This window comes from Nonomuraea basaltis (assembly GCF_005893125.1).
In the GTDB taxonomy this organism is placed as follows: Bacteria; Actinomycetota; Actinomycetes; order Streptosporangiales; family Streptosporangiaceae; genus Nonomuraea; species Nonomuraea basaltis.
Genome location: NZ_VCJS01000367.1, coordinates 1 through 8,312, shown reverse-complemented (window position 1 = coordinate 8,312; position 8,312 = coordinate 1). Strand labels below are relative to the sequence as shown.

Sequence of the window (8,312 nt, the reverse complement as noted above, 5' to 3'; positions counted from 1 at the left end):
TACCGGTCATGCACCCGAGCCGACGGTGTCCCACAGCCGCGGCAGGCCACCCCCTCCGAGCCCGTACGGGCCGCGATCCTCAGGCGGTCACCCAGATCCTCCACCTGGTCAAGGACCAGGCCCCTCAAGTGCGGGAACAGCATGTACAGCAGACCGACTTCCCTGCCGATGAGCTCGTGCAGCACAATGGCACCCCTACGGCCGTTCTTCATGATCAGATCTTGGCGATCCAGATCGTGACAGAACGGCCGTTCTCACGCGCAACGCGTTACGCGATCGCTACCACCCTCCATGCAGCCCCGGCCTCACTCGCGCCTGGAAGTCGCACTCCGTGACCGCTCCCCAGCAAACGCACCAGACCCAGGGGGACATGGAGAACCGCAGCGGGAGCCGCTAGCGCGAATCTCGCTCCGCTGCCTCAGCGATGCGCTTGATGTTCGCCAAGCGCCGATCCCAGTCGGCCGCGAGCGCGGCCATCCACCGCGCCGTGGCGTCCAGCGCCGCGGGCCGCACCGCGTACCGCACCTCGCGTCCGACCCGGCTGCCGGAAACCAGCCCGGCGGCGTCCAAGACGGCGAGATGCTTGACCACCGCCTGCCGCGAGACGGGAAGTCGTTCGGCGAGCGTCGTCGCGGTGGCCTCGCCCTGTGCGGCGAGCAGATCAAGCAGCTGACGTCGCGTCGGGTCGGCCAGCGCGACGAGGACGCTGTCGACCGCCGCGCCGACGCCGCGACGTTCGTCCGTCACACGGATGACTGTTCGGCGCGCGTCTTGAGCGCGTCGAACACCTGGGGCCAGCCGCCGGTGTTGTCCTTCACCGCCTTGCTGCGCAGCTCCTCGGACCCGGCCAGCGCCGCGAACCCGCTCTCGACGACGCGAAGCCGCGTCTTGTCGCCTTCCTGGGTCAACGTGAACTCCACGAGGGTGCTGTTGTCCTCGCGCAACTCTTCTCCGGGGAACGCGCTGGCCCAGCGGTACGCCACGTACGTCGGCGGCTCTACCTTCTCCACGCGCACCGGGAAGTCGCCGTACTCGGCGTTTTTCGCCACCGTCGACTCGCCTTCTCTGGCCGTGGTGCCTGACAGGCTCGCCTGGTCGGCCACCCAGAACCCGGGTTCGGTCACCAGCGACCAGACCCGCTCCACGGGTGCCGCGATCAGGGTTTCGCGTTCGATCCGATCCTCGCTCATGAGGGGACTCCTTCATCGCCGCAATTGGATGCAACTCCAGGGTTGCACATCGCCCCCTCCATGCGCAACCCGAGGGTTGCACTCCGATCGAGCGGAGCCTCACTCGGCCACGGCAGCCGTGGGGTGCCGCTCGACGAACGACTCGTCGGCGACCCATTCCGTGAAGCAGTCGACGCCCATGCCGGCGATCAGCCCGCCCGTCTGGGTCTCCTGCGCCGCCAGGGCCCGGACCTTGCGGGCCGCCGTTGCCGCGTCCAGCACGAGGTCTACCGCCAGCCGATGTTCGGGCGTCGTGATCGGATAGCCCGGTGGGAAGATGCCCAAGCTCTCGTTGAGCGCGCTCCAGCGCGGCGTCCGCCGCTCCGGGAAAGTGGCGTGCAGCAGCCGCGCCCCGGACGGGGCGGCGTGGTCGAACGCCGCGGTGGTCCAGGCCGAGACCGTCTGATGGTCCAGGTGGCCGGTGATGCCGTCCGGGCCGAAGGTGAGCACGGTGTCAGGTCGTACGCGTCCGATGACGTCGCACAGCCGCGCGACCGCGTCGGACATGGGGACCGCCGTGCATTGCCCGTCCCGGTAGCCGAGCCAGTGATGCTCGTCGACCCCGAGGATCTCCAGGCAGCGCGCCAGCTCGCCGGTACGCGCCGCGGCCAGTCGATGCGGCGGCCACTCCACCGGATCGGCCGTGCCGAGCTCGCCGCGGGTCGCGGTCACGCACACCACGCGCGATCCGTTGTCGCGAGCCGTCGCCATCAAGCCGCCGGACAGGTAGGCCTCGTCGTCCGGGTGCGCCCAGATCCCCAGGATGGTGCCCAGCTCAGCGACGTCAGACGCAGACTCGATCACGCCCGGACCTCCCTTCGAGGATCCCGTGGACGGTCAGCGCGGCGCCACAGCAGGCGACGATGATCATCCACAGCCGGCCCCCTCCGCCGGTGTCGACCACGAGACCACCGGGCAGCGCACCGGCCGTGACGGCGGCCGGTACGCAAACCGAGCGCCGCGATCAAGAGCCATCTGCGCCGGTCCGGTTCCGGTACGGGGGTTGTCCGGTCCAGCACCGCTGTGCCGACCACGTCATCGTCCATCTCGTGCTCCACGTTCGTAGTGATCCGATCGTCGGAGAACGACCTCTCAACCGACTTTCGCGGCGCTGTCACGCGCGGCCGGTCCCTTGACCGACGAAGAGCGACCGGTCCCCCTTGCTGGGCACCGGCAAGTTGAAGCAAGACGCGGCGCGGCCGTCGCTAGTGCGGCACGTCCTTGATGTCGTACTCGCCCTTGATGTCGTCCGCGGCCAGCACAGGGGCGCCGCTGCCGTCATCCGGTGCGGCCATCGCGCCCCAGGTCACGACGGCGGCGACGGCCAGCGCCGCCGTCAGGATGATCTTCTTTGTCGTCATGCCCACCACTCTGACGGCGGCCTCTTGGCGATCACTTGCAAACGGCGTGCCTGGGCCGCGACGCCGCCGGTGTCGTGGAGGCCGTCGGAGCCGGGGTCGAGCACGTGGTGCGTTCAGTCGAGGTCGGCGGGGTTGATGGCGTCCATGCCCTTGGCGTGGGCCATCTGGATCAGTTCGCGAAGTCCCTCGATGACCTGGCCGGTGGAGACGTCGGGGTAGGGGGCCAGGATCGGGAAGGGGGTGCTGCCGCCAGTTCGCCGATGCCGATGTCATTGATGCCGGCCAGGATGATGACCGTGCGCACGCCGGGCTGGCCGAGGACGTCGCGGCGGAAGCGGGCGGTGGCCTTTGCCCCGAGCCAGGCGGAGTCGACGGTGACGCGGTTGCCGGCGATGCCTTGGTTCAGCACGGCGTGGGGCTGGCCGGCGGTGGCCAGGCGTTCGGCGAGTTCGTCGGGGTAGCAGTTGTTGGCGTCGGTGCTGCTGCCGGCTCCGTCGGTGAGGGAGTCGCCGAAGGCGACCACGCCGCCGGGGGGCGCCGTGGTGATCACGTCCACGCCGCTGAGGTAGTACCAGGACTGTGAAGTGTCGGTGAATGCGGCAGCGCCGGTGTCGGCGGCGTGATCGCCGGCGGCCCGGTAGGTGGTGGCGAGGGCTTGGGCGTGGTAGGTGGCTGGGCCGGTCGGCCGGTTCACGAAGAACGTGATGGTGACCGCGTCCAGGGCGGCCAGGCGCAGCGGCACCGGGTCGGTGGCGAGGTCGGCCTCGGCCGGGAGGGTGAAGGTCCGCTTCCCGTGGACGGTCAGGGGGCGGAGCGACCCCGGTTCGATGGCGGCGCCGTGCGAGGTGCGGGCGATGGTGGCGCGGTCGATGATGAGCGGGGTGGTGCCGTAGACGTTCGATACCCGGATGCGGGCCGCCTTGCCGCCGGCGCTGATCCGGATGATCTGGCGCACGGTCTGGCGGGCGAAGCCTTGTTCCGACCAGTTGGGGGCGAAGCTGGTGCTGGGACGTTGTGGCGCGGCGGTCCAGGTCGCGCTCCAGCCGAGCTGGGTGGCGGCGGCGGGCTGCTGGGAGGCGCTCGGAAATGCGGCAGCGGTGCCGGGCAGCAGGGCGGTAAGGGTGATGGCCGCGACGATCAGCAGCCGTCGCGTGGCGGATGACATGGCTCTCCTGATGGGTCAGCCGTTGGCGGCGTCGAAGAAGGCGTAGAGGTGGCGGATGCGCCCGTCGGCGAAGACGGCGACGTCGGAGCCGGTCGCGGCGGGGGCGTCGGCTTCGGGGTCGCCGAACTGCCAGAAGAAGCGGGCCTGGTGGTGGTGCACGTCGACCGAGGCGGTCTGGCTGAAGCGGAAACCGGGCGGAATCCGCTGCTGCAGACCGGCGAACGCGGCATCCAGCGCGTCGTGTCCTTCGACGGCGATTTCCGGGTCGGTGTAGGTGCAGTCAGAAGTGAGGATCTTGTCGATGGTGGCGCGGCGGCGGGCGGCGTCGGTGTCGTTGATGGCGCCGATGAACTGGCCGATGAGGTCGGCGTAGGTGGAGTTCATGAAGGTGTCTTCCTTCCCTGGCGGTCAGTGCTGGACGGTGACGACGATCTTGCCGACCTGGGTGTTGGACTCCATGTAGCGGTGGGCTTCGACGATGTCGGTCAGGTCGAAGGTGCGGTCGATCACCGGGGCGAGCGCTCCCGCGCGCAGGCCGTTCGCGATGAAGGCCTCGGCCCGGCGGGTGCGCTCGGCATCGGCGAACAGGTGGAAGATGGCGTAGCCGTACACGTTGATCGGCCACCACATCGGCAGCGGGGTGGGCCGCCCGTCCAGTGAGCCGTAGACGATCAGCATGCCGTCCGGGGCCACGGCCTGCGCCAGGTCGGGCAGGCCGGGACCGGCGAGGCCGTCGAAGACCAGCCGCGCGCCGCGGCCGCCGGTGAGGGCGTGCACCTGCTTGACCACATCGCCGTCGTCAGCGGCGATCACCTGCGCGGCGCCCGCCCGCAACAGCCGGTCGGCCTTGGCGCCGGTCCTGGTCACCGCGATGGGCGTGGCGCCCAGATAGGCGGCGATCTGGATGGCCGCCAGGCCGACGCTGCTGGAGGCGGCTGTGATCACCACGAGGTCGCCGGGCCGCAGCCGCCCGACCTCGACCAGGGCGCCGTAGGAGGTGAACGCGGGCACCCAGATCGCCGCGCCGGTCACGGCGTCCATTCCGTCCGGGCGGCTGATCAGCCGCCGCGCCGCCACGATGGCCCGGTCGGCGTAGATGCCGTGGATGGACATCCCGTCGTCATTCGGCTTGGCCACGATGCTGACCGCGTCTCCGACGGAGACGCCTGGGACAGCGCACAGACTGCGTTGACGAGAACAGCCGTGGTGTGCGTGATATCTAGCAGTGCCGACCTGAACGTGCTGGTGCCAAAACACGCGCGCCGGATCGGTCGGACAACGCCGTGAAGTTCCCTGGGTGGCCATCCCGCCCGCCATGTCCGCCATACGGGTGCTGGATCGCCTCGCCCCCGAAGGACCTGACTCGCTGCTGTTCGACTCCACCGCTCACGACTTCGAAAACCAGCGGACCGATGGTCGCTGCTGCGCGCCTGGCCGCAGCTACGCGAGCGGCTGAAGGGCGACCAGGCAACGCGACAGTTGAATAGGTGACTCCACCAGTATCGAACCCGGGCCTGCCGGAGGTACGCGCGTCCACGCCCGCGTCGAGGACCGCATCCGATGTGGAAAATCGACCGGGCTCGGGCATCTGCCCAGCAAGTCGATGCAGGTCAACCATGCCTGGTGCGCCGCCGCCGCGATCGCCATCGACCTGCTTGCCTGGCTACGGCTACTCTGCCTGGCCGCACCCTCGCCCACGCCGAGCCCAATACCCTGCGCTACCAGCTCCTGCACACCGCCGCCCGCCTGGTGCGCGGCCAGTGCAAACGCAAACTCAAGATCCCCGAAACCGGCCCTGGGCCCACGAACTGGCCGAATGTTTCACCTTCGCCCTGGCGCTGGACCCCTCCGGCTGACCAGCGCCATCACGCCCATCTGACCCCGAACCCGGAGGAACCTCACCGGTCGGACCGTGGACCCGACGCCCACCCGGCGCGACAGCCGGGCGGACACGCTGCCCGACAGCGTTGACAACCGCATCGAGATGATCGCCGAACACCGCGTTGGCCACCGGATCAGACAACGCGATCTACCCGTGACCGATCAATGCAGACAAGGGGGCGCCCAGCCTACGGCGCGGGCCTCGCCCTCACCGGACGCCCCCCAGCTACGACAGTCGTCCCTCGCCCGAATCTACCGGTCGTATGGTGGCTCGCCGAGCGCGTGAATGAGACGATTGATTACTTCCTCGACAGTGAAGTCCCATCCAGTTAGGCGCTGTCCACTCCAGTTAATCCCTACCCGGAAGTCATCCTTGGCTAGATCCGGCAAAGCCGCGCTTCGCCAATGATCCAGCGGCATTGAAACAGCACGAAATTGAGGACCCCAAAGCTGAGCGGCGCGCTGCGCCCGGGCCTCCGACGACCAATAGGGAAAAGCTGGTCGCCCAGAACTTGAGACCGGGGTCGGACTGCCATCGTCGTCTCGAACCCACCAAACGGTACGAGTTTGAACGATCTCACGGAAGAAGGCCGCTGCCTGAGCCCCGCTTACGCTCACCTGATTCCTCCTAGATCGTCCCGACTTAAGCATCACGCGCATCCGCCAGTTGGATGGACCTCTCGACGATCCATCGGCGGGCAGCCGCGGCCAACCTACTTGCCTTACATGGCTTACATGCCTTCAAGCGCCTGACCAGCTAGCCCCAGGTATTCAACCGAGGCGGTAGCTCTGCTTTAGAACATGAGAAAAGGTGCCCCTGAACTGCAAGGATTTGGGTGTCGAAGCCATATCCACTGCAGAAGCAGGTGCACCTTTCTGGTGAGTGAGCGTACCGGATGGGACCGGCGGTTGTCTGTCACCGCCGATGGAAAAGGGCTGGTCGGTCACGCAGGCGCGGTGCTCTTGCACAAGATCGCCGACCGGGTGGGGCTGACCGAGGTGCTCGGAGACCTGTGGCCCGACGGACAGAGTGCAACCTGGCGCGATCGCGCACACGTGCTGGTCAGCCTGGCCGCAGCGATCGTGTGCGGCGCGCGGAGCCTGCTGGAGGCCGAGCGACTGCAAGCCCACCAGGCGGCGTTGTTCGGAGTGGCGCCATCCGACTCCACCACCCGCCGTGCGCTGGCCGGCCTGGACGAGCCGATGCTGGCCCGCATCGCCAAGGCCCGGGCAAGGGTACGACGCCAGGTCTGGCAGCTGCTGCACCTGCGCCCCGGCGGCTTTTCCCTGGCTGACGGTGGCCGGCAAACGGTCCACCAAGGCTGGATCCTGGCCGCCAACCTCGGCCACGATCTGGACTGCTGGGTACGCCTACCCGCTCTGCACGATCAAGACGGCCTGGAGAGAGCCGAACCGGACACCATGCGCTACCGGCTCTACCACCTGCCCGCCCTCGCCTGAGAGCTGGACCTCGCCGCAACGATCAGGAAGGAGCCCAGCCCCCGGGCCTGTGGAACTCGGCGCCCCCGCAGCGACATGCGACGCCCCACCCCAACCCATCGGGGACATTACGGGCAAACTGCGGAGCCACTCACGCAACACAGCCCGCTGACGAATCGAGGCTAATGGCACGGCGATCACGTGCCGGACCTCTGCCTTCGTCCCGTACCGCGCATGTTGGTGAGTTCAGCCAGACAGGACCGACGGTTTACCTTGGGGTCACCACCAGCCTGTCTTGCCCACCCTCCAGTCGTTGCCGTTGCTAAACGTCACGATTGCACGGAACTTGACCTTGGACGATGCACTTTCCGGGTAGGCACCCGACCATGCTGGGCCGCCGTTGGACTCGCTCACTCCCCGGCTGCACTTCACCTCGCCGGTTTTCCCGCCGTCGAAGGACACGAACAGGGCAGGAGTGTCGCCCTTGCGGGTGTGACCGCTCCACCGTGCCCAGCCGTACCACTTGCCGTTGATCTTGCCCCGGCGCACCTCCAGTTTGAGCGGCTTGTTGGTCGTGCCGAACAGGATGGATACCGCCGTGGACGAATTGGTAGCGCGCTGAGGGTCGGCGCAGGCCGCGGCCGCGGCTTCGGCCGGCGATGCCACCCAGGCCACGCTGCACACGGCGACACCGAGCGCGCTACAGAGGATCCTTTTAACCATTTCGATCTCCCCTCGTAGTGGTCCCCTCAGCAGGTCTACCAAGGACCGATAAGATTCTGCTTGCCTCGTTGGTGCATGAACGGTTCCCCTTTGATCGCGAGATGATCTCCTTCGCGGGGAGTGCAGTGACAGTTCACAGGTCTGGGAAGCGTCGTGTCAGCATGTTTCGACTGGGAGGAAATCACCGAGGTCACAGCCGTGCGCGTGATTAATTCGGGCGACTGGGCGCGAACGATCTCGGTGCCGAGCGGGGTCGCCTGGTGCAGCATCAGGTAGACCCGGCGGGGGCTGGTGCGCCCACCCGGCACCTGGACGCCTTGGAGTACCTGCAGCGCGAGAACGCGCACTTCACCACCCACGCCGGCGAAGCCTTCGGCCTGCCGTCGATCTGGCAGGCGATCCAGTGGTGTGGCGCCGACCGGCTCGGCCACGGCGTCCGGATCATCGACGACATCGCCTTCTCCTCCGACGGCGAGGCCGAGCCCGGCAGGTTGGCGGCGTACGTCCGCGACC

Annotated in this window: 12 protein-coding genes and 1 pseudogene; 3 read left to right on the top strand and 10 right to left on the bottom strand. The window is 68.2% G+C overall.

Annotated features, from left to right (window positions below):
• From EJK15_RS73880 to EJK15_RS65475, 8 genes are all read right to left on the bottom strand, one after another.
• The coding region (locus EJK15_RS73880) for a hypothetical protein (protein WP_206060714.1) at positions 1 to 212 on the bottom strand (212 nt) is incomplete at its 3' end.
• Positions 213 to 393: 181 nt separating this feature from the next.
• Positions 394 to 747: an ArsR/SmtB family transcription factor gene (locus EJK15_RS65500; protein ID WP_138720303.1), complete on the bottom strand. Its 354-nt coding sequence runs from the start codon at positions 745 to 747 to the stop codon at positions 394 to 396.
• Complete coding sequence (locus tag EJK15_RS65495; RefSeq protein ID WP_138720302.1) at positions 744 to 1,190, bottom strand: SRPBCC domain-containing protein; 447 nt, start codon at positions 1,188 to 1,190, stop codon at positions 744 to 746. The genes EJK15_RS65500 and EJK15_RS65495 overlap by 4 nt, the downstream gene beginning before the upstream one ends.
• A 99-nt stretch (positions 1,191 to 1,289) precedes the next feature.
• The gene (locus tag EJK15_RS65490) at positions 1,290 to 2,033 is read right to left on the bottom strand and encodes a PIG-L deacetylase family protein (RefSeq protein WP_138720301.1); all 744 of its coding nucleotides are present in this window, start codon (positions 2,031 to 2,033) and stop codon (positions 1,290 to 1,292) included.
• A gap of 401 nt (positions 2,034 to 2,434) precedes the next feature.
• Positions 2,435 to 2,590: a hypothetical protein gene (locus EJK15_RS72255; RefSeq protein WP_171075352.1), complete on the bottom strand. Its 156-nt coding sequence runs from the start codon at positions 2,588 to 2,590 to the stop codon at positions 2,435 to 2,437.
• Between the two features lie 169 nt (positions 2,591 to 2,759).
• Positions 2,760 to 3,755, bottom strand: coding sequence for a GDSL-type esterase/lipase family protein (locus EJK15_RS65485; protein ID WP_138720300.1), 996 nt, complete (start codon positions 3,753 to 3,755; stop codon positions 2,760 to 2,762).
• 15 nt (positions 3,756 to 3,770) lie between these two features.
• Entirely contained in the window at positions 3,771 to 4,139 is a 369-nt protein-coding gene (locus EJK15_RS65480) for a nuclear transport factor 2 family protein (RefSeq protein ID WP_138720299.1), read from the bottom strand.
• A 24-nt stretch (positions 4,140 to 4,163) separates the two neighbouring features.
• Positions 4,164 to 4,892, bottom strand: coding sequence for a zinc-dependent alcohol dehydrogenase family protein (locus EJK15_RS65475; protein WP_171075351.1), 729 nt, complete (start codon positions 4,890 to 4,892; stop codon positions 4,164 to 4,166).
• A 178-nt stretch (positions 4,893 to 5,070) separates the two neighbouring features.
• Between EJK15_RS65475 and EJK15_RS72250 the strand changes: the two genes are divergently transcribed.
• Entirely contained in the window at positions 5,071 to 5,211 is a 141-nt protein-coding gene (locus EJK15_RS72250) for a hypothetical protein (RefSeq protein ID WP_171075350.1), read from the top strand.
• A 677-nt stretch (positions 5,212 to 5,888) separates the two neighbouring features.
• Here EJK15_RS72250 and EJK15_RS78295 read toward each other — a convergent pair.
• On the bottom strand, positions 5,889 to 6,287 hold the full coding sequence (locus EJK15_RS78295) for a DUF2750 domain-containing protein (protein ID WP_420847184.1): 399 nt from the start codon (positions 6,285 to 6,287) through the stop codon (positions 5,889 to 5,891).
• Positions 6,288 to 6,515: 228 nt separating this feature from the next.
• On the opposite strand from EJK15_RS78295, the gene EJK15_RS65460 reads away from it, so the two are divergent.
• Complete coding sequence (locus EJK15_RS65460) at positions 6,516 to 7,097, top strand: transposase (protein WP_171075349.1); 582 nt, start codon at positions 6,516 to 6,518, stop codon at positions 7,095 to 7,097.
• A gap of 258 nt (positions 7,098 to 7,355) precedes the next feature.
• Here EJK15_RS65460 and EJK15_RS65455 read toward each other — a convergent pair whose 3' ends face one another.
• Positions 7,356 to 7,742: a hypothetical protein gene (locus EJK15_RS65455; RefSeq protein WP_138720295.1), complete on the bottom strand. Its 387-nt coding sequence runs from the start codon at positions 7,740 to 7,742 to the stop codon at positions 7,356 to 7,358.
• Positions 7,743 to 8,074: 332 nt separating this feature from the next.
• Between EJK15_RS65455 and EJK15_RS65450 the strand changes: the two are divergent.
• Positions 8,075 to 8,312, top strand: a pseudogene (locus EJK15_RS65450) (adenosine deaminase); the annotation flags it as partial.

Excerpts from the sequence above, each read along its gene's own strand:
- EJK15_RS65495 (WP_138720302.1), bottom strand. The coding sequence starts at position 1,190 with ATGAGCGAGGATCGGATCGAACGCGAAACCCTGATCGCGGCACCCGTG.
- EJK15_RS72255 (WP_171075352.1), bottom strand. The coding sequence starts at position 2,590 with ATGACGACAAAGAAGATCATCCTGACGGCGGCGCTGGCCGTCGCCGCC.
- EJK15_RS65485 (WP_138720300.1), bottom strand. The coding sequence starts at position 3,755 with ATGTCATCCGCCACGCGACGGCTGCTGATCGTCGCGGCCATCACCCTT.
- EJK15_RS65480 (WP_138720299.1), bottom strand. The coding sequence starts at position 4,139 with ATGAACTCCACCTACGCCGACCTCATCGGCCAGTTCATCGGCGCCATC.
- EJK15_RS72250 (WP_171075350.1), top strand. The coding sequence starts at position 5,071 with ATGTCCGCCATACGGGTGCTGGATCGCCTCGCCCCCGAAGGACCTGAC.
- EJK15_RS78295 (WP_420847184.1), bottom strand. The coding sequence starts at position 6,287 with ATGCTTAAGTCGGGACGATCTAGGAGGAATCAGGTGAGCGTAAGCGGG.